The following is a 22,987-nucleotide window of genomic DNA, read 5'->3' on the forward strand; positions in this document are numbered from 1 at the left end:
CTGGCCGTGGTGTTGTCCGGGCTGACCGTCATCGCCTCCATGACCGCCATCTACCTGATCAACACCCCGGCGCTGAAGTCGATGGCCACCGGGGCGATCCTGGCCGTGGCGGTGGCGATGCTGACCTCGACCACCCTGACACCGGCGGTGCTGGCGACGTTCGGCCGCGCGGCGGCGCGGCGGTCGGCGCTGCTGCGCTGGTCGCGCCAGCCGGACTGCACCCAGTCCCGGTTCTGGAACCGCTGGATCGGCGGGGTGATGCACCGCCCGTGGATCTCGGCGCTGGCCGCCTCAGCCCTGCTGCTGGTCATGGCGGTACCCGTCTCGTCGATGGTGCTGGGCAACAGCCTGCTGCGCCAGTTCGACTCCTCGCACGAGATCCGCGCCGGCGTGGCCGCGGCGGCCCAGGCGCTCGGCCCCGGCACGCTGGGCCCGATCCAGGTGCTCGTCACCTTCCCCGACGGCGGGGCGTCCGCACCCGAGCACAGCCAGCTGCTCGGCGCGATCCGGCAGCGGATGGCGCAGGCTCCCGACGTCACCTCGGTCTCGCCCCCGCAGTTCGCCGACGACAACGGCAGCGCCCTGCTGTCCGCGGTGCTCTCGGTCGACCCCGACGACCTGAGCGCCCGGCAGACCGTCGGCTGGCTGCGCGCGCAGCTGCCCAAGGTCCCCGGCGCGGGAACGGCCCGCGTCGACGTCGGCGGGCCGACCGCGCTGATCAAGGACTTCGACGACCGGGTGTCGCAGACCGAGCCGCTGGTGCTGCTCGTCGTCGCCCTCATCGCGTTCGCGATGCTGCTGCTGTCCATCCACTCGGTGTTCCTGGCGCTCAAGGGCGTGGTGATGACGCTGCTGTCGGTGGCGGCCGCCTACGGCAGCCTGGTGATGGTGTTCCAGTGGGGCTGGCTGTCCGACCTGGGGTTTCCCCGGATCGACTCGATCGACAGCACCGTGCCCCCGCTGGTGCTCGCGATGACCTTCGGGCTGTCGATGGACTACGAGATCTTTCTGCTCACCCGCATCCGGGAACGGTTCCTGCACACCGGGAACACCCGCGACGCCGTAGCGTGCGGCGTAAGCACCAGCGCCCGCACGATCACCAGCGCCGCCCTGATCATGATCGCGGTGTTCATCGGGTTCGCGTTCGCCGGCATGCCCCTAGTCGCCGAGATCGGCGTGGCCTGCGCGGTCGCGATCGCGGTGGACGCCACCGTGGTGCGGCTGGTCCTGGTGCCGGCGCTGATGGCGATGTTCGCGCAGTGGAACTGGTGGATCCCGCCCTGGCTGTCGCGGGTCCTGCCGTCGGTCGACTTCGACCGGCCGCTGCCCGAGGTCGACCTCGGCGACGTCGTGGTCATCCCCGACGACATCTCCGCCCTGGTCGCCCCCAGCGCCGACCTGCGGGTGGTGCTCAAGTCGGCCGCGAAGCTCAAGCACCTGGCTCCCGACGCGATCTGCGTGGCCGACCCCCTGGCGTTCACCGGCTGTGCCCGCAACGGCGCGAAAGCCGCCGGCGGGCGGGGACTGGGTCCGGGCCAGATCCCGCACCGGGTCGACCTCGGCGAGCAACGGGAGCTGGTCGCGGCGGGCCGCGCCGGCAACGGCGAGGCGAACCCCGCCGCCAAACCGGCCGGGGGCCGCGCCGCCCGCAACGGCATCGCCCGCGCGATCACCGGAAACGGCCGTCCGGTGCACCCGGTCACGCTGTGGCGGGGCCGGCTGTCGGTGGCCCTCGATGCGCTGCAGACCAGCGGGGACGTCAGCGAGGAGTCGCGGTTCGAGCGGCGCAGCCCGGTGGAGACCGCCAACGTCCAGCTGCCCACCGGGGACCGCCTGTTGGTCCCGACCGGCGCCGAGGCGCTGCGCCTCAAGGGCTACCTGATCATGTGCCGTAACACCAGCCGCGACTACGCCGAATTCGCGGATATGGTCGGCACGGTGGAACCTGAAACCGCCGCTCTCGTTCTGGGCACAATGGACAAGTACTACTGTTGTGGGTCATCGGGGCGGGAATGGATCGCCACCCAGTTGGTCCGTCGGCTCGCAGACCCACATCCTTGCGATTTCACCGAAGAGCAGTGGTCCGGACCGGACGCCAAGGCGGACTGGGACGAGGTGAGACACCGCTGCCTGTCGGTGGCCGTGGCGATGCTGGAGGAGGCGAGGTGACGTTGGCATCCGACCGACGCCCCGCGTCGCCGTCGCCGCGGTCCGGCGGCGAAATTCTGCCCGATCCCGACCAGCCCGTCGAATTCTGGTCGACCGCCGCCATCCGCTCGGCGCTGCAGGGCGGGGACATCGCGACCTGGAAGCGCATTGCGGCCGCCCTGAAACGCGACCCGTACGGGCGCACGGCCCGCCAGTTCGAGGAAGTCCTGGACGGCGCCCGGCCATACGGCGTCACAGCCATCACGGGCATCTCTCGGGCCCTGTGTGAGGTGCTGGAACGGGCCCGCGCCCATCTGGACGCCAACGAACGCGCCGAGGTGGCCCGCCATGTGCGGGTGCTGATCGACCGGTCCGGCCTGGCCGAACACGAGTTCGCCTCCCGCATCGGGGTGGACCCCGAAGACCTGGCCACCTACCTCGCCGGCGGCGCCAGCCCGTCGGCCTCGCTGATGATCCGGATGCGCCGGTTGTCGGACCGGTTCGTCAAGGTCAAGTCCGCGCGCGCCGCGGAATCCAACTGATCGCTCAGCGGGAGTTCACCGGCACCACGTCGGACACCAGCCACGCGCTGCCGCGCTTGACCAGCCCCACCCGCAACGCCGGCGCCGCGCGGCCGGGCGGCTGGCCAGGCGCGCTCTGGGTCACCCGCAGGATCACCGCCACGCTGGCCACCGCGGGGCCGATGGCCTCAACCCCGGCCGCCAGCGCGGTGGCCTGCGCCGTGACGTTCTGGCGGGCGAGTTCGGCGCTGGACTTGGTGTACTGCTCCTTGAACGCCCCCGACCGTTCCGGCACCGTCAGCGCCGCGGCCTTGTCGATGGAACTCGTCGGTGCGCCCGGGGTGAACGACGCCATCGCCTCGGCCATCCTCGTGGCGATCTGCACCACCTCGCGCGAGTCCCGGTCGAAGGCGCGGTCGGCCCGGGTCCAGTGCGTGTAGCCGGTCAGCACCGCCGCCGCCAGGGCGGCCGTGCACAGGAAGACCACGGCCAGCCGCAGCCCCGGCGCCTCGTCGTCGGTGCCGACGCTGACCGAGTCGCGGCGCAGCAGCCAGAAGTTGACGCCCACCCCCTCCACGATCAGCAGCACCAGCGCCGAGCACGCCGCCACCCACCACAGCGGCCAGGCGAGCACCACCCCGACCGCCAGCAGCGCGGCGATCGCGGCCAGCGGGGCCACGACGTCGAAGGCCAGCAGCCGCCAGACGTTCCTCATCGGATCGATTCCAGCTTGGAGATCATCAGCTTGCCGTCCACGTCGGAGACGTCGAGCCGCAGGTTCCAGTGCACCGTCTGCGGCTTGGCGCCGGCGTTCTCGCTGACCGACGTCGCGACCAGCAGCACCGAGTCCGTGCGGCTGGCGAACGCCGGCAACTTGGTGGTGACGGTGGATCTAGGGGGCCTCTCGGCGCCGGGCCGGGTGTCCAGGTCGCGGTGCAGCGTGTCGATCGCCACCGCCTCGATGCGGCCGCTGCTGCGCGACTGCAGCTTGGCCACCACCTGCCGGTAGGGCTGCACGGCCGCGTCGAAGTCGGCGTTGAGCTCCCCGACGGTCCCGTCGTGCAGCCGCTGCAGGCTGGCGTCGATGTTGCCGCTGTTCATGTTGATCAGCACGCCCGACCAGTCGGCGGCGGTCTGCATGACGCGGGTCAGGTAGGTGCGCTCGGCGACCGCGTCGCGGTGGCCGGACCAGACGAGGGCACCGAGCACGACGGCGGCCACCGACAGCGCGCCCAGAACAGCCGAGGCGACGCCGTAATGGGAGAAGATCCGGTCGTCGGCGGGCGCGGTGTCCGGCGGGGCGGAGTCGTCGGCCCCTTCGCGGGCCGGTGACTCGGTTTGCTCGCCGTCGGACATGGCCCGATCGTCGCACCCCCGCGCGGATGGAAGGATGGCAGGGTGACAGTTGAGGCCATCCGCTCGGGCATCGACCTGAGCCATGTCGACCCGAACACCCGCCCCCAGGACGACCTGTTCGGTCATGTCAACGGCCGCTGGCTGGCCGAAGCCGTCATCCCCGCCGACCGGGCGACCGACGGCGCGTTCCGCCAGTTGTTCGACCGCGCCGAGGAGCAGGTGCGCGACCTGATCATCGAGGCCAGCGGCAGCGGTGCCGAAGCGGGCACCGACCAGCAGCGCATCGGCGACCTCTACGCGAGCTTCCTCGACGAGGAGGCCGTCGAACGCCGGGGCCTGCAGCCGCTGCGCGACGAACTGGCGACGATCGACGGGGCCGCCGACCCGGCCGCGCTGGCCACGGCGCTGGGCGCCCTGCAGCGCACCGGGGTCGGCGGGGGTGTGGGGCTGTATGTGGACACCGACTCGAAGAACTCGGCCCGCTACCTGGTGCACCTCACGCAGTCGGGCATCGGGTTGCCCGACGAGTCGTACTTTCGCGAGGAGCGGCACGCCGCGGTGCTAGCCGCCTATCCGCGACACATCGCGCGGATGTTTTCGCTGGTGTTCGGCGGCGAACCCGACCACCACGCCGAGACCGCGGCCCGCATCGTGGCGCTGGAGACGAAAATGGCGGCCGCGCACTGGGATGTGGTCAAGCGCCGCGACGCCGACCTCACCTACAACCTGCGCACCTTCGCCGAGGTGCGCTCCGAAGGGGCCGGCTTCGACTGGGACGGCTGGGTCGGCGCGCTGGGCGCCGCCCCCGCGGCGGTCGCCGAAGTCGTGGTGCGCCAACCCGATTACCTCACCGCCTTCGCCGCCCTGTGGCAAAGCGAGGACTTCGAGGACTGGAAGCGCTGGGCGCGCTGGCGGGTGATCCGGGCGCGCGCCGCCTGGTTGACCGACGACGTCGTCGCCGCCGACTTCGACTTCTACGGGCGGCTGCTGACCGGCGCCGAGCAGATCCGCGACCGCTGGAAGCGGGGCGTCTCGCTGGTGGAGAGCCTGATGGGCGATGCCGTCGGAAAGCTCTACGTGCAAAGGCATTTCCCGCCCGACGCCAAGGCCCGCATCGACGCGCTGGTGGAGAACCTGGAGGCGGCCTATCGGGTCAGCATCAACGATCTGGAGTGGATGACGCCGCAGACCCGGGAGCGTGCGCTGGCCAAGCTGGCCAAGTTCACCGCCAAGGTCGGCTACCCGGCGAAGTGGCGCGACTACTCGGCGCTGGTGATCGACCGCGACGACCTGTACGGCAATTACCAGCGCGGGTATGCCGTCGACCACGACCGCGAGCTGGCCAAGCTCGGCGGGCCGGTCGACCGCGACGAGTGGTTCATGACGCCGCAGACCGTCAACGCCTACTACAACCCGGGGATGAACGAGATCGTCTTTCCCGCGGCGATCCTGCAGCCGCCGTTCTTCGACGCGCCGGCCGACGATGCGGCCAACTACGGCGGGATCGGCGCGGTGATCGGGCACGAGATCGGGCACGGCTTCGACGATCAGGGCGCCAAGTACGACGGCGACGGCAACCTGGTCGACTGGTGGACCGACGACGACCGCACCGAGTTCGGCGCCCGCACCAAGGCGTTGATCGAGCAGTACGAGGGGTACACGCCCCGGGCGCTGAGCAACGGCCACCACGTGAACGGCGCGTTCACCGTCGGGGAGAACATCGGCGACCTGGGCGGGCTGTCCATCGCGCTGCTGGCCTACGAGCTGTCGCTGGGCGGCAAACCCGCCCCCGTCATCGACGGCCTGACCGGCGTGCAGCGCGTGTTCTACGGCTGGGCCCAGGTGTGGCGCACCAAATCCCGTGACGCCGAGGCGATCCGGCGGCTGGCCGTCGACCCGCACTCGCCGCCGGAGTTCCGCTGCAACGGGGTCGTGCGCAACATCGACTCGTTCTACGCGGCGTTCGGCGTCGGCGAGGGCGACGCGCTGTTCCTGGAGCCGGCGCGGCGCGTCCGCATCTGGAACTGACCCCGGGCGAGGAGGCTAGTTCTGCCAGTCGTTGGAGCCGTCGTTCTTCTTGTAGGTGCCGACGGAGTTCTTCACGACGATCGGGTCGCCGGGGCCGAAGTTGTCGTAGAACCACTTCGCGTTGGAGGGGCTGATGTTGATGCAACCGTGGCTGACGTCGCGCTTGCCCTGGTCGCTCACCGACCACGGCGCGCTGTGCACATAGTCACCGACGTTGTCGAAGCGGACCGCGTCGGTCACCGTCACCTTGTAGCCATAGGCGGAGTTGACGGGCACCCCGTAGGTCGAGGAGTCCATCACCACCGACGCCTTCTTGTCCTGGACCCAGTAGGTGCCGTTGGGCGTCTGGTGACCTCCGGCGGCCATCCCCATCGACATCGGGAAGGTCTTCTCCACCACCCCGTTGCGGGTGATGGTCAGCTGGTGCGTGGCGTCGTCGGCCGTCGCCACCAGCGCGTCCCCGGTCATGAAGTTGGAGACGGTGCCGCCGGCGTCGACGGTCACTGCGGTGTGGGCCGGCCAGAAGCTCAGGGGGCGCCACCGCAGCTGCGTCGGGGTCATCCAGTAGAACTTGCCCGGCACCGCGGGAACCGACGAGACGTGCACCGCGTCCACGGCGGCGCCGGCGTCGTCGACGCGGCCGGGGAAGTTGATGATGATCGGCTGGGCCACCCCGACGGTCGAGCCCGTCGCCGGGACGAAGCTGGGCGGACCGAACGGCGCGACGCCGGTGAACGGCGCCGGGTTCTGCCCGGCCGCGGGACCCGTGTAGGCCTGCTGCGCCACGGGCGCCGGGGCCTGCGGCCCGGGCGCCAGCGGCCCGGGTGCGGGGTCGGCCGGGGGCACGCCCCACGGCGGCGGGGCGGGCGGGTCGACGGGGCCGGCCACCAGCCCCGGATCGCCGGGGGCCTGATCCGGATCGGCCATGGCGGGCCCCGCGGTCAGCACCAGCAGCGGCGCCACGACCACGGCCAGTCCGGCTGCCCTCGTCCAGCGCGACATGTGCATCCCTCCCGTCACCTTCCTGAAACAGTGTGGCACAACGCGGTGACCAGCTACCTTCCCCGCGGCCGCCGCGGAACCGGAAAATGGCCGCAAAACCCCACGCGAGCTGCGGACTTATGAATCGCGTGAGCTTGTCGGCGTGACGTCCAGCATCTTCCTGTTGGCGGCCACGCCGATCAGTGCGACGCCCATCAGGCCCGCCGACGCGGTCAGCATCAGGGCGACGCTGTGCTCGTACAACAGCCCGCCCGCCAGCGAACCCGCCATGATGCCCACCTGGAACGCCGTCACGTACAGGCCCGACGCGCCGTCGGGGTCGTCGGCCCCGTTGCGCATGGCCGCGGACTGCATCATCGGCGACACGGCGGTCGCCATGGCCCCCCACAGCACGATCGCGCCCGTACCGATCAGCACGGTCGCCGCATTGAGCCGGCCGCCGAACGCCAGCGCCGTCAGCACCGCGAACGCGGCCGTCAGCCCCGCCATGCAGCAGATGATGGCGCCCCGGGGGCGGCGGTCCAGTGGCCGTGCCACCAGCGGCATCGCCAGCAGGCCCGCGACGCCGTAGGCCGCCAGCAGCCAGGCCAGGTTCGGCCCGTGCACGCCGACGACATTGCGGATGATCACCACGATGAACGTGTAGGACACGAAGTGGCCGGTCACCGCGACCATCGCCAGCAGGCTCACCGTGATCAGCGCGCCGTTGCGGTGGTGCCGCGACCGCGGGCCGACGTGGGCGAGCTGGTCCTCGGTGAGCACCATCTCCGGCAGCACCAGCCGGGCCGCCACCGTGACGACGGCCGCCGCGACGGTGATGCACACGACCGCCAGGCGCCATCCCCACATCAGGCTCAGGGCGGCCGTGAGCGGGCTGCCGACGACCAGCGCCAGGCTGGTCCCGACGTAGATCGACGTCGTCGCCCGGCCGGCGTGGCTGGGCGGCACCAGCCGGGTCGCGATCGGGGCGATCACCGACCACAGCAGGCCGTGGGTGAGCGCGCACAGCACCCGCCCGGCGGCCAGTACCGCGAAGTTGGGCGCCAGCGCGGAGATCACCTGCGAGGCGGTCAGGCAGGTCAGGCTGAGCATCAGCGCCCGCCGGCGCGGCAGGTGCGCGGTCCAGCGCACGAGCGGGACCGTCGTCAGTGCGGCGACCAACGCGTACCAGGTCAGCAGTGTGCCCACCGCGACCAGGCTGACGTGCAGGTTGCGTGCGATCGCCGGGAGGGCGCCGACAGGCAGGATCTCGGCGGTGACGTAGGTGAAGGCGGCCGCGGCCAGCACGGCGAACTGCGCGGCGACCCGTGGCGTCCACGTTCGCGCGGCAACGGTGGCGGTTTCGGCAGTCATGGCAGTGATCGCTTCGGAGCGCGCAACCTTCTCGGGCGAGGTGCCCGCGAGATCACGCTGTCCCTACCGTACGCACCGCAACGACGGGTTCCCCCGCCTTTGCGTTTCAACACGCCTGCGTTATCAGGAACGTACCAAACGCGCGATCGCGGCCGATGCCTCGGCCAGTTTGTCCTCGGCGTCGTTGCCGCCCTCGGCCACGGCGCGGGTGACGCAGTGGTTGAGATGCTCGTCGAGCAGGTTCAGCGCCACCGAACGCAGGGCGCTGTTGACCGCGCTGATCTGGGTGAGGACGTCGATGCAGTACTTGTCCTCCTCGATCATGCGCGCGATGCCGCGCACCTGACCCTCGATACGCCGCAGCCGCTTGGCGTAGTTGTCTTTCTGCTGCGAGTACCCGTGCGCGGTCGTCATCGTTTTTCTCACCCCTGCCACTACGTGCCTGCCGTGGGACCGGCCCACGGCCCGAATTCTACCTCATACCCCATCGGGGTATGACCCGCGCATTTGCCGCGCGGCGGGCTCGCGCATACTTGCACGATGGCCACACCAACCGATTCGACGCCCGGCACGGACATCAAACCACGTAGTCGTGACGTCACCGACGGCCTCGAAAAGGCCGCAGCCCGTGGCATGTTACGGGCGGTCGGCATGGGCGACGAGGACTTCGCCAAGCCGCAGATCGGGGTCGCCTCGTCCTGGAACGAGATCACGCCCTGCAACCTGTCCCTGCAGCGCCTCGCCGTGGCGGTCAAGGAAGGGGTGTTCGCCGCGGGTGGCTACCCGCTGGAGTTCGGCACCATCTCGGTGTCCGACGGCATCTCGATGGGGCACGAGGGCATGCACTTCTCGCTGCCGTCGCGCGAGCTGATCGCCGACAGCGTCGAAACCGTGATGCAGGCCGAGCGGCTCGACGGCTCGGTGCTGCTCGCCGGGTGCGACAAGTCGCTGCCCGGGATGCTTATGGCCGCGGCGCGCCTGGACCTGGCGTCGGTGTTCCTCTACGCCGGCACCATCCTGCCGGGGGTGGCCAAGCTCTCCGACGGCAGCGAACACCAGGTCACGATCATCGACGCCTTCGAGGCGGTGGGCGCCTGCGCCCGCGGGTTGATGCCGCGGGAGGACGTCGACGCGATCGAGCGCGCGATCTGCCCCGGCGAGGGCGCCTGCGGCGGCATGTACACCGCCAACACGATGGCCAGCGCCGCCGAGGCGCTGGGCATGTCGCTGCCCGGCAGCGCGGCCCCGCCGGCCACTGACCGCCGCCGCGACGGGTTCGCCCGCCGCAGCGGCGAGGCCGTCGTCGGCCTGCTGCGCCGCGGCATCACCGCCCGCGACATCCTCACCAAGGAGGCGTTCGAGAACGCCATCGCGGTGGTGATGGCTTTCGGCGGTTCGACCAACGCGGTGCTGCACCTGTTGGCGATCGCCCACGAGGCCGGGGTCGCGTTGGCACTCGACGACTTCAACCGGATCGGGTCGAAGGTGCCGCACCTGGCCGACGTCAAGCCGTTCGGCCGCCACGTCATGTCCGACGTCGACCACATCGGGGGCATCCCGGTGGCGATGAAGGCGCTACTGGACGCGGGCCTGCTGCACGGCGACTGTCTGACCGTGACGGGCCGGACCGTTGCCGAGAACCTGGCCGCCATCGCCCCGCCGGACCCGGACGGCAAGGTGCTGCGCGCCCTGAGCCACCCGCTGCACCCGACCGGCGGCATCACGATCCTGCGCGGATCGCTGGCACCCGACGGCGCGGTGGTCAAGACCGCCGGCCTCGACTCCGACGTGTTCGAGGGCACCGCAAGGGTTTTCGACGGCGAGCGGGCGGCGCTGGACGCTCTCGAGGACGGCACCGTCACCAAGGGCGATGCCGTGGTGATCCGCTACGAGGGGCCCAAGGGCGGCCCGGGAATGCGCGAGATGCTCGCCATCACCGGCGCGATCAAGGGCGCCGGCCTGGGCAAGGACGTGCTGCTGCTCACCGACGGCCGGTTCTCCGGCGGGACGACGGGTTTCTGCGTCGGCCACATCGCGCCGGAGGCGGTCGACGGGGGGCCGATCGCGCTCCTGCGCGACGGCGACCGGATCCGACTCGACGCGGGCGCCCGCACGCTCGACGTGCTGGCCGACCCCGACGAGTTCGCAGCGCGGCGCGACGGCGTGACGCCGCCGGCACCGCGCTACACCTCCGGCGTACTGGCCAAATACGTCAGGCTGGTCGGCTCGGCCGCCGGCGGTGCGGTCTGCGGCTAGGCCCGCCCGATCGCCTTGTGACTCAACGGACCTCGTGGCTGTGCGCCGACCTCGAAGGTCCCGCGACGCGCGTCCGCGTGCGCAGGTAGGTGGCGGCCAGGCCCAGGCGGTCAGCGAACCAACGCGAACGCGAAGCCGTCCCAGTACTTGGCCCCGACCGTCTGGATCACCGCCGTGTCGAGGCGGGGGTGCTCACCCATCAGCTGCAATGCCTGGCGGGTCGCCCGCGCCGCGGCGTCCGCGCAGTGCGGGTCGAGGATCTTGCCCTCGCGAATCACGTTGTCCAACAGGACAACCGAGCCGGGACGGGCCAGCTTGACCGCCCACTCCAGGTAGGCGACGTTGTTCTCCTTGTCGGCGTCGATGAACACCAGGTCGAACGGGTCGCCGGTCAGCGTCGGCAGCGTGTCCAGCGCGGCTCCGACCAGCACCTCCACCCGGTCGGCGACGCCGGCGCGCTGCAGGTTGGCCCGCGCGACCTCGGCGTGCCGGGGCTCGTATTCCAGGGTGACCACCCGCCCCTGGGGGCCGGCACCGCGCGCCAGCCAGATGGCACTGAACCCGCCCAAGGTGCCGATCTCGAGGATCCGCCGGGCCCGCACCGCGCCGGCCAGCAGGCTCAGGAATTTGCCCTGCTGCGCGGAGACGGCGATGGGCGGCAGGCCGGCCGCGTTGCTGGCCTCCAGCGCCGCGGCGAGGGCCGGGTCATCGCCGACCATTGCGGCGTCGAGGAATTCGTCGACATCGTGGGGAGTGGGTTTCGGGCTCATGAGGTCAACGCTAGCCGGGCCGATTCCGTCGGGGCCGTTTCCCTATACCCTTATGGGGTATATAGTGGGACGTACGCAAGTTCATGACATCGAAGGGGTGATTCAGCATGGCAAACTACGAAGCGGGAACCCTGTTGACCTGCGGGCACGAGGGCTGCGGCTGCCGCGTCCGCATCGATGCTCCCTGCAACTGCTCGGGCGCCGGCGAGGCGTACCGCTGCACCTGCGGCGACGAAATGGTCCCCGTCAAGTAGATCCGGCACCGCCGGTCGTACGTTCGGGCCCCGGTGCCGGTCATCGCCCGAACGTGCGGCCGGCGAGTTCGACGGTGGCGGCCAGTCGCAGCTCGGCGGCCGACGCGCCCACCGCCACCGCATACTCCCCCGCACCGATGCGCCAGCTTCCGGCCGCACCGTCGTAGCGGGCAAGCAGGCGCGGGTCCACCTCCACGAACACCCGGCTGGTCGCGCCGGGGTCGAGTTCGACCCGGCGAAATCCCAGCAACCGCAGGCTCGGCTCGCCGGCGGCGGCGGTCAGATACAGCTGCGGGGTGTCGGCCCCGGCTCGCTCGCCCACGTTGACGACGTCGAAACCGGCGGTGATGCCGTCCCCGCCGCCGTCGACCACCAGGTCGCGGTACTCGAAATCGGTGTAGGACAGGCCGTGGCCGAACGCGAACATCGGGGTCTGGCCCGTCCGGGCGAACCAGCGGTAGCCGACGTCGGCGCCCTCGGTGTACTCGATGGTGGTGGGTGTCCCCCACCCGGCGCCGGGTCCGGGCAGCTGCGGGCGCGGTGTCTGGCCCAGCCCGGCCGGGAACGTGATCGGCAACCGCCCCGACGGATTGACCTGCCCGGCAAGGATTTCCGCGATGGCCCGGCCACCCGCCTGGCCCGGATACCAGGCCTGCACGATCGCGTTCACCGACTCCCGCCAGGGCATGGCCACCGGGTTGCCGGTCTGCAGCACCACCACGGTGTTCGGGTTGGCCGCCGACACGGCGGCGATCAGCGCGTCCTGCCCCCACGGCAGCGACAGGTCGGCGCCGTCGAAGCCCTCCCCCTCGGCGCGGACCGCGAACACGATCGCGACGTCGGCCCGCCGCGCAACCGGGACCGCCTCCGCGGGGCTGGCCCCGGGGTCGAACTCGATGCGCGCGGCAGGGAATTGGTTGCGGAGCTCCTCGAGCGGGCTCGACGGGTGCAGGTGGAGGTTGCGGATGCCGGCCATGAGGCCCGTTCCCCCGATCGGGATCACGCCCGCGTAGCCGCCCGGCGGGACGACGGCGCTCGACCCGTAACCGGCCGCCACACCCGCCTGCGCGTAGCCGCCGATCACGGCGATGACGGCGCCCGGCTCGGGCGCCAGGGGCAGCGCCCCGCGGTTGGCCAGCAGCACGATCCCCTGCCGCGCGATGCGCAGCGCGATCTCGTTGTGCGCGACCATATCCGGTGCGGGGGTCGCGGCCCGGTCGTCGATTCCGACGGCGAACATCGAACGCAGGATGCGCCGCACCATGTCGGACAGGCGGTCGCGGGGCAGCGCACCGGCGGCCAGCGCGGCCCGCAGCCGGTCGCCGAACGCCTCGGACTGCCAGAACAGGCCATCGAGTTGCGCACCGCTCTCCTGGTCCAGCCCGGCCAGCGCGCATTCCCAGCCCGGGGTGCCGCCCCAGTCGGACATGACCCAACCCCGGTATCCCCAGGCGTCTTTCAGCACGCGGTTGAGCAGCGTGTCGTTGGCGGCGGCGTACTCGCCGTTGACCTTGTTGTAGGCCGTCATCACCGCCCCCGGCTGCGAGCGCTCGATGGCGATCTCGAAGGCCAGCAGGTCGGACTCGCGGTGGGCGGCGGGATCGATGACCGCGTCGAGCCAGTGCCGGTTGGTCTCGTTGCAGTTCAGGCAGAAGTGCTTGACCGTCGAGATGACGCCCTGCTGCTGGATCCCGTTGACCGCCTCCGCGGCCATCGTCGCGGTCAGCAGCGGGTCCTCGGAAAAGTATTCGAAGTTGCGGCCGTTGCGCGGGTCGCGGGCGAGGTTCATCGCGCCGGCCAGCTGCACGTTGAACCCGCGGCTGCGCGCCTCGCGCCCGATCACCTCGCCGGACGCGCGGGCGAGCGCCGGGTCGAAACCGGCGGCCAGCGCCAGGCCCGCCGGCAGTGCGGTGGCGGTGTCGCCCGGACGGTAGCCGGGGTTGGTCACGCCGAGGCCGGCGTCGCTCATCAGCAGCGCCGGGACGCCGAGGCGGGGCACGCCCGGCACGTAACCGGCGCTCATCGGGACGCCCTGCGGGATGCGCTCGTCGCGCAGCGGCCACATCTCCCCGGCGCCCATCACGCCGACCAGCAGCGAGAACCGCTCGTCGTCGGTCATCTGGGCTTCGACCTCGCGGGCGCGCAGGTCCGGGTCGCTCACCGCACGCCCTCTTTGGCGTAGACGACGCGCAGCACGTGCCCCGCTTCGGGGCCCATCACCAGCTCGGCCAGCGCGCAGCTGGTCACGACGAACTCCGGGCCGTGCGGCGGCTGCGCCCCGCACAGGTGGTGGGCCACCTCGTGGAGCACCACCAGCTCGCGCAGCGCCCAGCCGGCGGTGTCGCGGTCGGGAACCGCGATGACCCCCGCGCCATCGCGGCTCTCGTAGTGCGCCGCGGTCGCGGCGCGGCGCGCCCGCACGGACAGCGGCGCCACGTCCGGCCACCGCCGCCGCACCGCCGGTAACGCAAGCACCTCGTCAACGTAGCGCTGCACGGAGCCCACCGAGCCGAATCGGGCTTCCGGGGGAAGCGTCAACTGGGTGCCGAAGAACTCCACCGCCGGCGACCCGTGCTCGGCGGCGCGGTCGAACAACGTGCGGACGAACTCCTCGGCGGCATATACCTTGGCGCGCTGGGAATCCCGCGGGGCACCCGCCGGCGTCACCGGCCCAGCGCGGTCCGCGCCCCGGGAAGCTCGGGGCTGTCCCCCAGCCGCGCCCGGCGCCCCGCGTGGTCACCGGCCCGCCGGGCCGCCGAGGAGTATCCGGCCGACGCGCTGGTGGCCCGCCACGTGCCGCGCGCCTTCGATGCGCTGCGGTAGTGATCGCGCAGCTCGATCTCCTTGTCCCGGAGCGCGACGGCGGTGCCCGGGGCGCGCCCGCGATCCTCGGTGGCCTCCCGGCGGGCCTGTTCGCGGGCCTCGGCCAGGCGCTGGCCGACCCGGGCCCCGAAGGCCAGCTGGAAGTTGAGCCGGGCGGTGATGGTCGGGGTGGGCCGGTGCGCGCCCGAGGCCAGGTAGGCGTCCGAAGCCCGCACCATCTGGACGACCAGGCTGGCGTAGAGGGCATGCGTGGCGTCGATGTCCTCGGCGAAGCCGTACGCGTAGAGGAACGTCGAATTCGACGCCACGTCACAGCGCACGTCGTTGGCCGCCGCGATCCCCACGAACAGCTGCACGTAGGTCCGCAGGCCCCGGGTGCCTGCCGCCCCGATGGTGATGGTCCGCTGCGTCGGGGCCTGCGCCGGCGAGCGGTCGGCCGCGTGCGAGCGCGCCACCGCCAGGTCGATCGACGCGGCCGTCGCCAGCCGTTGCGCGGCGCCCATGAACGCGTCGGCCTCGTGCGGGTTGTCGGTGCCTTCGGCCTGGCGCAGCAGGGCGGCGATGCGAGCCAGCATCTTGTCGTCACTCATGGGCGCCACTTCTCCTCATCGCTACGCTCTGCATCGTCGCCGGCGCGACTCATGGGCGCCGCTCCTTTTCATCGCTACGCTCTGCATCGTCGCCGGCGCGACTCATGGGCGCCAAACTACGGCAGCGGTATGACATTCCGCGTCCGGCCACTCACAGCCGCTGCAGAACCCAGGAGACCACGTCACCGAGGACGCTGTCGCGCTCCGGTTCGTTGAACACTTCGTGGTAGAGCCCCGGATAGACCTTCAACTCGACGTCGGCGGAGCCCGCACATTCGACCAGTCGCCGGCTGCCGGCGACTGGGATCAGCCGGTCGTCGGAACCGTGCACCACCAGCAGCGGCGCGGTCAGCGCGGGCGCTCGCTGCGGCATGGTCTCGCCGACCTGCACCAGCACCCAGCCGATCCCGGCCGGGACCTTTCCGTGGTACACCAGCGGGTCGTCCCGGTAGGCCGCCACCACCGCCGGGTCGCGCGAGATGGCCTCGACGTCGAGTTCTTGCACCGGCAGGCCGGGCACGAGGACGCCGAGCACCTTGGCGGCCAGCACCAGCAGCGGCGACAGCTGATCCTGGGCCGCGACTGCCGGACCCGACAGGACCATCAGGTCGTAGTCGTCCGGGCGTTCCACCCCGTAGGTGAACACGATCGCGCCGCCCATGCTGTGCCCGAGCACGACGCAGGCGAGGCCGGGGTGCTCCCGGGTCGCGATGCGGACCAGCGTGTCGAAGTCGCCGGTGTACTCGGACATGTCGCGCACCAGCACCCGCTTGCCGCCGGAGCGGCCGTGGCCGCGGTGGTCGAGGGCGTAGGTGGCCAGGCCGGCGTCGCCGAAACACTGCGCGACGTGGTCGTAGCGGCGGGCGTGCTCGCCGAGGCCGTGCGACAGCACGACCACCGCTCGGGGCGAAGCGTCCGGCGTCCACACGTCGTAGACGATGCGGACGCCCCCGACGCCGTCGAAATCTCGTTCGGTGCGGGTGGTAGCCATTACGGGCAGCGTAACGGCTCGGCGGGCAGACCTCTCGTCATCGCGCCGGTGCGCTGCGGGCGGCCGGTTCAGTCGGTGGGTGACGGTTCGATGGCGCGGAGCAGTCGCTGCAGGCGGGGCGCGTCGTCGCTGTGCGCATAGGCGTCGAGCCAGTCGGCGAGTTTGGCGATGAGCTCCGGCGGCAGGGACAGACCGCGCTGGGCAACGGTCTGCACCACGATGCCGATCGCGGTGTCCGACTCGCCGGGACCGACGATGGCATAGATGCGGGCGCGGTCGCCCTCGGCGAGCAGGGGGGCGATCGCATCGGCCAGTGCCCACGCGAGGTCGGATGCGTCCCAGTCGTTCATGGTCCTCGGGTGCGTTGTCGGGCAGTGGGCGTCCAGCAGGGACCACGCTAACCCGGACCCGGGTGCCGCTGAAGGGACCAAAGCCCCGAAAGCCATTGGCTTGCTTGTTTGTAACGCGGACTTCACGAACACCCGGCCCCGGCCGGGCCGCGCCCCCGGACCGCCGTTTAGGCTCGTGCGCGTGCGGTCGCTCACCGATTCCCCCCGCGTCACGCCCTCGCCCGGCAAGCCGCTGCTGCTGTTGGGGGCCTTCGACATCGCCGAGCTGGGCTGTGTGGCGGAGGAGTTCTTCGTCTCCGGAACGGCCTCGGCCTACCTTCCCACCGCTCCGCTGGGCCCGGACGGCCAATGGAGCGTAACCCCTAGTGAAACAGCCGATTACACGACCCGTGTGGTGGTCGTGACACCCGCCGACCGGGCGCGGTTCAACGGGACGGTCCTGGTCGAATGGCTCAACGTGAGCGGTGGCATCGACGCGCCGGCCGTGTGGATGATGGCGCACCGCGAAATAGCCCGCGCGGGCTACGGTTACGTCGCGGTGTCGGCCCAGCGGGTGGGGGTCGAGGGGGGCGGCGGCCTGCTGGGCGCGGACATGTCCCTGAAAAGCCAGGACCTTACCCGGTACGCGTCCCTGCACCACCCTGGCGACGCCTTCTCCTACGACATCTTCTCCCAAGTCGCCGGGCTCCTGGGCGGCGACGGCGACGACGATGTGCTGCGCGGGCTCGGCGCCCGGCACGTGATCGCCATCGGCGAGTCCCAGTCGGCCATGTTCCTGACGACCTATGTCAACGCCGTGGACCCGCTGGCCCGTGCCTACGACGGTTTCCTGGTGCACTCGCGCTTCGGGCCCGCCGCGCCGCTGGACGGCGGCTCGATCTTCGAGGACGCCGGCGGGTTGGCGGCGTCCCGGTTCCGCGCCGACCTGCGGGTCCCGCTCGTCGCCATCATCACCGAGACCGACCTGTTCGGCGGCGTCCGGCACGGCTACTACTTCGCGCGCCAGCCCGACAACGAACGGCTGCGGGTCTGGGAGATCCCCGGCGCCGCCCACGCCGACAACTACACGATCCAGGTGGCGCCGATCGATGACGGCAGCGCACCGCTCGACGACCTGGTGGCGGCCTACGCCCCGACCCGCACGCTGATGGGCCAGCAACTGGAGCACTACATCAACTTCGGGCCGCAACACCACTACGTCGCGCAGGCGGCGCTGGAAGCGTTGCACACCTGGGTGCGGACCGGCCGGCCCGCGGCGGCGGCCCCGCCCATCGAGGTGGTCGAAACCGACCCTCCCGCACCGGCTCTGGACGACAACGGGCTCGCGCGCGGCGGCGTCCGGACCCCCTGGGTGGACGTGCCCACCGCGCGGACCTCCGGCGTCGGCTCTCAGGAGAGCGTCATGGCCGCGCTCTTCGGTTCGGGTGAGCCCTTCGACGCCGCCACGCTGCGGCGGCTCTACCCGGGTGGGGCCGGCCAGTACCTCGAGAGTTTCACCGCGGCGCTCGACGGTGCGATCACCAAGGGGTTCGTCCTGGCCGCCGACCGCGACGAGATCCTGCGGTTGGCCGCCGCGACGTATCCGGGTTAGAACAGCCGGCTGTCCGGCGGCGGCCCCGGCACCGGGCGGACCAGGCCGGCGCCGGTGACCTGCGGCAGGTCCAGCGCAGACAGCAGCCCCGGGGCGGCCGCGCACACCGCGGGGATCGCGTTGACCATCCGGGAGGCGCCGGCGATGCGCGCGCCCAGGTCGTGGTCGTGGTCCTCGGCCATCTCGAACTCGCACCGCATGCTCGGGGAACCTTCGATCTCGACGCGGTAGAGACCGCGCCCGGAGGCCAGCCCGTAGCCCAGGTCCTTCGGGGGGATGGTGATGTGCGGCTGCGGCCAGTCGGGCGCGATGTCGTCGCGCATCCGGGTTACGTGGTCGAGGACGAAAGTCGGCCTGCCGGAGACGTATCCGGTCAGCGTCGAGCGCATCGCCGCGATCGTCCCGGCCGCGACGTGGCCGGTGGGGGTGTCGAAGGACTCGGTGGCGGCGACGCGTTCGTTGTCCTCCTCGACGGTGTCGATCGTGACGCCGAGCCCGGCGGCGAGCTGGTGCAGGACGGCGCCCCAGCCGAAGGTGAAGATGCCGGGCTGGGCCGCGAAGGCACGGTACTCCGGCGGCTTGCCGAACCCGAGGATCTCGTAGACAGCGGAGCGGTCCGGGTAGGTGGCGTAGTTGAAGATCTCGGTCACCCGGACCGACTCGATGGCCCTCGACACGCCGGTGAGCACCAGCGGCAGAACGTCATTGGCGAATCCCGAGTCGATGCCGGTGGTGAGGAACGACGCGCCGCCCTGCAGCGCCGCCTCCCGCAGCGGACCGGTGAACGCCTCGTCGACGGCGTCGGGGTACACCAGCGGCACCACCGAGCACGACACCACGTTCTTGCCGGCCCGCAGGATCGACACCATGTCCGCCACGGCCTCGAGCGGTCGCAGGTTGGCCCCGGCGGCGTAGACCACCACGTCGGCGTCGCCGGCGAGCATCGGCCCGGGGTCCCGGGTGGCGGTCACCCCGACCGGCGCGCCGCCGCACAGCTCACCCGCGTCGCGGCCCGCCTTGGCCTCGCTGTGCACGACGAGGTCGACCAATCGCAGCTGCGGGTGGTCGATGACACCCCGCAGGGCGATCACCCCCATCGAGCCCGGACCCCAGACACCCACGTTGTACACGGTCGTTCTCCTATTATTAGGAAGTAGTCACTTATAATTTGGCCGGATGCTAGAAAGCCACGCATGGATACGTCAACCGCCAAGTCACCGCCCACCGGGCGCGTGGTCGACGTGCTTGCCACGCTGGCGGATTCGCCCGACGGGCGGACGTCCGCCGGAATAGCGAAGATCTGCGGGATCAGCACCTCGACCTGTGCGCTCGTCCTCGCCGAGCTGGAACGGCGCGCCTGGGTGACGCGCCGGGAGGATCGCCGCTACACCCTGGGCAGCGGCCTGTTCGGGCTGGTGCACGGCCTGCGCAGGCAGTTCCCGTTGCTGGACCGCGGCCGTGCGGCGCTGACGCTCCTGCACGACACCCTCGGTGCGGGGTGCTCGATGTCGAAAATCGGCGAGAAGCACCTGACCACCGTCGACGCCGTCGGCCACGGCACCGACGGTGAGCACGCCGTCGGCCAGCGCTTCCCCATCGACCCGCCGTTCGGGCTGGTCGCGATGGCCTGGCGGGACGACGAGTTCGTCCGAGCCTGGCTGCACCGGGTCATGCCGCGGCTCGGCCGCGCCGAAATAACCCAGCAGCAGCGGGTACTCGCCGACATCCGCGCCCGCGGCTACGGGGCGTGGCGCTTCGACGACACCCACCAGTCGCTGCACCACCGGCTGGCCGACGTGCTGGCGTCGCTGGAGCCTACGGCGCGGGTGACCCGGCAACTCACCACCCTGATGACGATGGTGACGCTGCAATCGGTCACCGACGCGTTGGAAACCGACTTGGCCGCAACTGAATTCGTCGTGCTCCCGATCTTCGGGCAGCACGGCCAGCCGGAGTATCAGATCGAGATCCACCTCGGCCACCCCGTCGGCCTGACCCTGGATGCGCTGAACGACGCACTGCGCCGGGCCCAGCGATTGCTCACCGCCGGGGTGCCCTGACCTAGAGTGGGCAGGACGGACGGGAGCCCACATGTCTCAATCGCAGGCCAAGCACGCGGCGCCGAACCCCAATCGGAACATCAAGGCGCTGCGGACCGTACGGTTCTGGCTGGCACCGTTGCTGATCACGCTGGCGCTGATGTCGGCGCTGTGCGCGCTCTACCTCGGCGGCATCCTGAATCCGACGACCAACCTGCGGCACTTCCCCATCGCGGTGGTCAACGAGGACGCCGGCCCGGCGGGCGCCAAGATCGCCGCCGGTCTGGTCGCGGGCCTGGACAAGCAGAAGTTCGAGGTCCGGATCCTGTCCAAGCGGGAGGCCACCCAGCGCCTGGACCGGGCCCAGGTGTACGGCGAGGTGCTGATACCGCCGACCTTCTCCTCGAGCCTGCGCGAGTACGGCGCCAGCGCGGTCACGCCCACCCACGCGACCCGGCCGGTGATCACCGTCTCGACCAACCCGCGGGCGGGCACGCTGGGCGCCAGCATCGCCAACCAGACCCTGACCATGGCGATGGGGGTCGTGGAAGGCCAAGTGGGCCAACAGCTTACGGCCGATGTCGCGGCCCAGGCCGAGGGAGCGCCGCTCTCCGGCGCCTCGGCGGTGGGCCTCGCGAGCCCCATCGACGTCAAGTCGGTGGTGTACCACCCGCTGCCCAATGGCACCGGAAACGGGTTGTCGGCCTTCTACTATTCGCTGTTGCTGCTGCTGGCCGGCTTCACCGGGAGCATCGTGGTCAACACCCTGGTGGACGCGCTGCTCGGCTACGTGCCGGCCGAGTTCGGGCCGGTGTATCGCTTCGCCGAGCAGGTCAAGATCTCGCGGCTCCAGACGCTGCTGATCAAGTGGGGCATCATGGTGCTGCTGGCACTGCTCACGTCGGCGGCGTATCTGGGGATCGCCCACGGGCTCGGTATGCCCATCGACCTCGGCTGGCAACTGTGGGCGTATGGAGCGTTCGCGATCGCCGCCGTGGGCATCACGTCGACGTCGCTGCTGTCGGTGCTCGGGACGATCGGCCTGCTGGTCGGCCTGTTGATCTTCGTGTTCCTGGGGCTGCCGTCGGCCGGCGCCACGGTCCCACTGGAGGCGGTGCCGCCGTTCTTCCGCTGGCTGGCCGGGTTCGAGCCGATGCACCAGGTGTTCCTGGGCACGCGCTCGCTGCTGTACCTCGGCGGCGACGGCGCAGCCGGGCTGTCCCAGGCGCTGTTGATGACCGCCGTCGGCCTGGGCATCGGCCTGTTGCTGGGCGGGATCGTCACCCACCTCTACGACCGCAAGGGTTTTCACCGGATCCACGGGGCGGCCGAGATGGCGATCGCCAGGGAACACCAGGCGCGGCAACGACCCCGTGCGGACAAGCACGCGGCCGCGCTAGCCACCGAAGACCAGGATGGCCCCGAAAGCCCAAGCGACCAAGCGTAATTCCTGCGCGACCCAACCGTCATGCGCGTGTGACTTAAGTTGACAGTGCGGCTGGTGTGACTGATGCTGTCAGTGCTGACCTAGATTCAGGGCCGAAAGGGCTACCGTGCTGACATCGACCGGCGGCCTGCGCCGACTGGCGGTCTTGGGCGCCGCCGCGGTCGCGTGCACCGTCGCGGCCGCGACCACGGGACAGCCCGTCGCGCACGCCGCCGACGGGCGCGACCAGCTGGCCAACGCGATCAACGCCACCAAGGGCACCTACCTGGTCTACAACTTCGGCGCCGGCCACCCCGCGCCGATGCTCAACGCCGCCGGCAACTGGTACGAGATGAACAACGGCGGGCACCTGATGATCATCAAGAACGCCTCCGCCCGGCTCACCCCGCACCTGCTGGTCGACACCCATCGGGGCGTCCAGGCATTGTGCGAACACAAACCGGGTGCCCGCGCCAGTGACGGATCGTGGGAGGCGTCCGAGCTGTACACGCCGCTGAACGCCTGGCAGCGCATGGGGCAGCCGACGATCGCGATCAACGCCAACTTCTTCGACATACGCTCTCAGCAGGCGGGGTCGTGGCGCCAGACCGGCTGCAGTTCACCGCTGGGTGCTTTCGTGGACAACACCCATGGGCTGGGCCGCGCCAACCAGCCGATCACCGGTAACGCGGCCTACCCCGGTAAGCCGGGCCTGTCGAACGGCGACGGGGTGTGGACCGCGCTGACGACGATGGTCCTGCCCGCCGGCGCTGCACCGTTTGTGGTACCACCCCGCAGCAAGCAGGATTACGACGCCGCTTCCCCGGTGGTCAACGATCTGCTCAACAAGAACGAGAGGTTCGTCGCGGTGTCCGGGCTCGGGCTGCTCGCCCCGGGAGACACCGGCCAGTTGCACGATCCCGGTCCCAGCGCGGCGCGGACCGCCCTTGCCTATGCGCGACAGAAGGACGAGATGTACGTCTTCGAGGGGGGCAACTACACACCGGACAACATGCAGGACCTGTTCCGCGGCCTGGGCAGCGATACGGCGATCCTGCTCGACGGCGGCGGGTCGTCGGCCATCGTGCTGCGCCGCGACACCGGGGGCATGTGGGCCGGTGCGGGATCGCCGCGGGGTTCCTGCGACACCCGGCAGGTGCTGTGCGACTCCCACGAACGGGCGTTGCCGAGCTGGCTGGCGTTCAATTAGCCGGCGCCGCGCTACACGTGCGGTGTCAGGTCCAGCGAGGTGACGGTCGTCATCCTGGTGACCAGCCAGCGCCCGTCGGTGCGCTTCATGAACAATCGGTAGGACAGGTACTTCAACGCCGGGATGTTCTTGGTCAGCGGGCTGGTCGACGAGGTGTTGGTGTAGACGATGACGACGGCGTTGGGACCATCCAGCGATTCGACCGCCGCGCCGGTGACCTCGGTGCTGTTGGTGACCTTGGCCTGCTTGTTGGGGGCCACGATCGCGTCGACGAACTTG

21 protein-coding genes and 1 pseudogene are annotated in these 22,987 nt (G+C 71.0%); 9 read left to right on the top strand and 13 right to left on the bottom strand.

The features are described from left to right. Positions 1 to 2,169, top strand: a 2,169-nt coding sequence (locus tag AC2VOR_RS06895) for an MMPL family transporter (protein WP_486963450.1), incomplete at its 5' end; no start/stop codon positions are given. Beyond that, positions 2,166 to 2,690 (top strand): XRE family transcriptional regulator, encoded by a 525-nt coding sequence (locus AC2VOR_RS06900; protein ID WP_369741120.1) that lies wholly within the window; start codon positions 2,166 to 2,168, stop codon positions 2,688 to 2,690. The genes AC2VOR_RS06895 and AC2VOR_RS06900, both read left to right, overlap by 4 nt. Before the next feature lie 4 nt (positions 2,691 to 2,694). On the opposite strand, the gene AC2VOR_RS06905 is transcribed toward AC2VOR_RS06900, so the two are convergent. Next, the gene (locus tag AC2VOR_RS06905) at positions 2,695 to 3,384 is read right to left on the bottom strand and encodes a hypothetical protein (protein ID WP_486963451.1); all 690 of its coding nucleotides are present in this window, start codon (positions 3,382 to 3,384) and stop codon (positions 2,695 to 2,697) included. Continuing rightward, a complete protein-coding gene (locus AC2VOR_RS06910) occupies positions 3,381 to 4,025 on the bottom strand; it encodes a hypothetical protein (RefSeq protein ID WP_369741121.1) in 645 nt (214 codons plus the stop codon). Before AC2VOR_RS06910 ends, AC2VOR_RS06905 begins: the two co-directional genes overlap by 4 nt. 42 nt (positions 4,026 to 4,067) lie before the next feature. On the opposite strand from AC2VOR_RS06910, the gene AC2VOR_RS06915 reads away from it, so the two are divergent. After that, positions 4,068 to 6,053 carry a M13 family metallopeptidase gene (locus tag AC2VOR_RS06915; protein ID WP_486963452.1) on the top strand — a complete coding sequence of 662 codons (1,986 nt, stop codon included), beginning with the start codon at positions 4,068 to 4,070 and terminating at the stop codon, positions 6,051 to 6,053. Positions 6,054 to 6,068: 15 nt separating this feature from the next. Here AC2VOR_RS06915 and AC2VOR_RS06920 read toward each other — a convergent pair whose 3' ends face one another. From AC2VOR_RS06920 to ricR, 3 genes are all read right to left on the bottom strand, one after another. Next, entirely contained in the window at positions 6,069 to 7,055 is a 987-nt protein-coding gene (locus tag AC2VOR_RS06920; protein WP_369741123.1) for a L,D-transpeptidase, read from the bottom strand. A gap of 117 nt (positions 7,056 to 7,172) precedes the next feature. Next, on the bottom strand, positions 7,173 to 8,408 hold the full coding sequence (locus tag AC2VOR_RS06925; protein WP_369741124.1) for an MFS transporter: 1,236 nt from the start codon (positions 8,406 to 8,408) through the stop codon (positions 7,173 to 7,175). Between the two features lie 123 nt (positions 8,409 to 8,531). Continuing rightward, a complete protein-coding gene (gene ricR, locus AC2VOR_RS06930) occupies positions 8,532 to 8,822 on the bottom strand; it encodes a copper-sensing transcriptional repressor RicR (RefSeq protein WP_369741125.1) in 291 nt (96 codons plus the stop codon). A gap of 126 nt (positions 8,823 to 8,948) precedes the next feature. Here ricR and ilvD point away from each other — a divergent pair, with 126 nt between their 5' ends. Further along, the gene (gene ilvD / locus AC2VOR_RS06935; RefSeq protein ID WP_369741126.1) at positions 8,949 to 10,664 is read left to right on the top strand and encodes a dihydroxy-acid dehydratase; all 1,716 of its coding nucleotides are present in this window, start codon (positions 8,949 to 8,951) and stop codon (positions 10,662 to 10,664) included. Positions 10,665 to 10,774: 110 nt separating this feature from the next. On the opposite strand, the gene AC2VOR_RS06940 is transcribed toward ilvD, so the two are convergent. Then, positions 10,775 to 11,434, bottom strand: a complete 660-nt coding sequence (locus AC2VOR_RS06940; RefSeq protein ID WP_369741127.1) for an O-methyltransferase — start codon at positions 11,432 to 11,434, stop codon at positions 10,775 to 10,777. A 107-nt stretch (positions 11,435 to 11,541) separates the two neighbouring features. Between AC2VOR_RS06940 and mymT the strand changes: the two genes are divergently transcribed. Further along, positions 11,542 to 11,688 (top strand): copper-binding metallothionein MymT, encoded by a 147-nt coding sequence (gene mymT, locus AC2VOR_RS06945; protein ID WP_369741128.1) that lies wholly within the window; start codon positions 11,542 to 11,544, stop codon positions 11,686 to 11,688. Positions 11,689 to 11,728: 40 nt separating this feature from the next. On the opposite strand, the gene AC2VOR_RS06950 is transcribed toward mymT, so the two are convergent. From AC2VOR_RS06950 to AC2VOR_RS06970, 5 genes are all read right to left on the bottom strand, one after another. After that, positions 11,729 to 13,849 carry a beta-glucosidase gene (locus AC2VOR_RS06950; RefSeq protein WP_369741129.1) on the bottom strand — a complete coding sequence of 707 codons (2,121 nt, stop codon included), beginning with the start codon at positions 13,847 to 13,849 and terminating at the stop codon, positions 11,729 to 11,731. After that, complete coding sequence (locus tag AC2VOR_RS06955; protein WP_486963453.1) at positions 13,846 to 14,355, bottom strand: TIGR04338 family metallohydrolase; 510 nt, start codon at positions 14,353 to 14,355, stop codon at positions 13,846 to 13,848. Before AC2VOR_RS06955 ends, AC2VOR_RS06950 begins: the two co-directional genes overlap by 4 nt. After that, positions 14,352 to 15,101: a DUF2786 domain-containing protein gene (locus tag AC2VOR_RS06960; RefSeq protein WP_486963454.1), complete on the bottom strand. Its 750-nt coding sequence runs from the start codon at positions 15,099 to 15,101 to the stop codon at positions 14,352 to 14,354. The genes AC2VOR_RS06955 and AC2VOR_RS06960 overlap by 4 nt, the downstream gene beginning before the upstream one ends. Before the next feature lie 151 nt (positions 15,102 to 15,252). Continuing rightward, positions 15,253 to 16,092, bottom strand: a complete 840-nt coding sequence (locus AC2VOR_RS06965) for a lysophospholipase (RefSeq protein ID WP_486963455.1) — start codon at positions 16,090 to 16,092, stop codon at positions 15,253 to 15,255. A 68-nt stretch (positions 16,093 to 16,160) separates the two neighbouring features. Continuing rightward, the gene (locus AC2VOR_RS06970) at positions 16,161 to 16,442 is read right to left on the bottom strand and encodes a hypothetical protein (RefSeq protein WP_369741133.1); all 282 of its coding nucleotides are present in this window, start codon (positions 16,440 to 16,442) and stop codon (positions 16,161 to 16,163) included. 181 nt (positions 16,443 to 16,623) lie between these two features. Here AC2VOR_RS06970 and AC2VOR_RS06975 point away from each other — a divergent pair, with 181 nt between their 5' ends. Continuing rightward, a complete protein-coding gene (locus tag AC2VOR_RS06975) occupies positions 16,624 to 18,033 on the top strand; it encodes an alpha/beta hydrolase domain-containing protein (RefSeq protein WP_369741134.1) in 1,410 nt (469 codons plus the stop codon). Here the strand turns inward: AC2VOR_RS06975 and AC2VOR_RS06980 are convergent. Next, positions 18,030 to 19,163: an NAD(P)H-dependent amine dehydrogenase family protein gene (locus tag AC2VOR_RS06980; protein WP_369741135.1), complete on the bottom strand. Its 1,134-nt coding sequence runs from the start codon at positions 19,161 to 19,163 to the stop codon at positions 18,030 to 18,032. The genes AC2VOR_RS06975 and AC2VOR_RS06980 overlap by 4 nt on opposite strands. Positions 19,164 to 19,226: 63 nt before the next feature. On the opposite strand from AC2VOR_RS06980, the gene AC2VOR_RS06985 reads away from it, so the two are divergent. From AC2VOR_RS06985 to AC2VOR_RS06995, 3 genes are all read left to right on the top strand, one after another. After that, positions 19,227 to 20,093 (top strand): MarR family transcriptional regulator, encoded by an 867-nt coding sequence (locus tag AC2VOR_RS06985; RefSeq protein WP_486963456.1) that lies wholly within the window; start codon positions 19,227 to 19,229, stop codon positions 20,091 to 20,093. A gap of 31 nt (positions 20,094 to 20,124) precedes the next feature. Beyond that, a complete protein-coding gene (locus tag AC2VOR_RS06990; RefSeq protein WP_486963457.1) occupies positions 20,125 to 21,519 on the top strand; it encodes a YhgE/Pip domain-containing protein in 1,395 nt (464 codons plus the stop codon). A 106-nt stretch (positions 21,520 to 21,625) separates the two neighbouring features. After that, positions 21,626 to 22,708: a phosphodiester glycosidase family protein gene (locus tag AC2VOR_RS06995; RefSeq protein ID WP_369741137.1), complete on the top strand. Its 1,083-nt coding sequence runs from the start codon at positions 21,626 to 21,628 to the stop codon at positions 22,706 to 22,708. An 11-nt stretch (positions 22,709 to 22,719) separates the two neighbouring features. On the opposite strand, the pseudogene AC2VOR_RS07000 reads toward AC2VOR_RS06995, so the two are convergent. Then, positions 22,720 to 22,987, bottom strand: a pseudogene (locus tag AC2VOR_RS07000) (mammalian cell entry protein); the annotation flags it as partial.

The organism is Mycobacterium sp. TH-M103 (assembly GCF_057473785.1).

Coding starts and splice junctions, on each gene's coding strand:
- AC2VOR_RS06905 (WP_486963451.1), bottom strand. CDS start 3,384: ATGAGGAACGTCTGGCGGCTGCTGGCCTTCGACGTCGTGGCCCCGCTG.
- AC2VOR_RS06910 (WP_369741121.1), bottom strand. CDS start 4,025: ATGTCCGACGGCGAGCAAACCGAGTCACCGGCCCGCGAAGGGGCCGAC.
- AC2VOR_RS06920 (WP_369741123.1), bottom strand. CDS start 7,055: ATGTCGCGCTGGACGAGGGCAGCCGGACTGGCCGTGGTCGTGGCGCCG.
- AC2VOR_RS06925 (WP_369741124.1), bottom strand. CDS start 8,408: ATGACTGCCGAAACCGCCACCGTTGCCGCGCGAACGTGGACGCCACGG.
- ricR (WP_369741125.1), bottom strand. CDS start 8,822: ATGACGACCGCGCACGGGTACTCGCAGCAGAAAGACAACTACGCCAAG.
- ilvD (WP_369741126.1), top strand. CDS start 8,949: ATGGCCACACCAACCGATTCGACGCCCGGCACGGACATCAAACCACGT.
- AC2VOR_RS06940 (WP_369741127.1), bottom strand. CDS start 11,434: ATGAGCCCGAAACCCACTCCCCACGATGTCGACGAATTCCTCGACGCC.
- mymT (WP_369741128.1), top strand. CDS start 11,542: ATGGCAAACTACGAAGCGGGAACCCTGTTGACCTGCGGGCACGAGGGC.
- AC2VOR_RS06960 (WP_486963454.1), bottom strand. CDS start 15,101: ATGAGTGACGACAAGATGCTGGCTCGCATCGCCGCCCTGCTGCGCCAG.
- AC2VOR_RS06965 (WP_486963455.1), bottom strand. CDS start 16,092: ATGGCTACCACCCGCACCGAACGAGATTTCGACGGCGTCGGGGGCGTC.
- AC2VOR_RS06970 (WP_369741133.1), bottom strand. CDS start 16,442: ATGAACGACTGGGACGCATCCGACCTCGCGTGGGCACTGGCCGATGCG.
- AC2VOR_RS06985 (WP_486963456.1), top strand. CDS start 19,227: ATGGATACGTCAACCGCCAAGTCACCGCCCACCGGGCGCGTGGTCGAC.
- AC2VOR_RS06990 (WP_486963457.1), top strand. CDS start 20,125: ATGTCTCAATCGCAGGCCAAGCACGCGGCGCCGAACCCCAATCGGAAC.